This window comes from Agrilactobacillus composti DSM 18527 = JCM 14202, from assembly GCF_001436375.1.
GTDB lineage: Bacteria > Bacillota > Bacilli > Lactobacillales > Lactobacillaceae > Agrilactobacillus > Agrilactobacillus composti.
In genome coordinates, this window is record NZ_AZGA01000062.1 from 1 (window position 1) to 560 (window position 560).

Sequence of the window (560 nt, forward strand, 5' to 3'; positions counted from 1 at the left end):
TCACGATGCTCCTTCAAATAGGGTAGTAGCTCGTCGACGGTCAGGCCGTCGATACCAGCTGCACCTTTGTTGCTGACTACTTGTTTGTAGGCTTGGTTCAGATTATCTCGGGATAGAACTAAATCTTGAAATGAAACGCCATTCTCGACTTTACCTTCACCGGAAGTCGTACTATGCGCCCCGGGTTGCCTTTGGTCTTCCAGACCTATCTTCCCCCGGCGGTCAGCTTTGATTTCTGTTTTCTGCAATTTTCGCACGACTTCCACCTCCAATTTTAGTGAGAATTATTATTGTTCAGCCCTTCATTACCATTGGCAACTACTATGGCCTCGGCTGACTTCTGTATCATTCAGCTAGACATCGCTGCCTAGTTTGTTCCTGTGAAACTTTCCGTTTCTCTTGTCGGGAACGTATGATACAGACCTCCCCGGGTAAGGACGATAACTTTCGTGCCATGCAACCATTGGCTTTACTGCGTACAGTTTCGAGTAGTATTGGACTTCGGTTTGTAAAGCAACCTTATCCACTGCAAACAGCCTTATAGCCACTTCTTGTTCATT

General features: G+C 46.4%; 1 pseudogene. It reads right to left on the bottom strand.

Annotation, left to right across the window (positions count from 1 at the left end):
- Nucleotides 1–257, bottom strand: a pseudogene (locus FC83_RS10175) (group II intron reverse transcriptase/maturase); the annotation flags it as partial.
- Nucleotides 258–560: the final 303 nt, after the last annotated feature.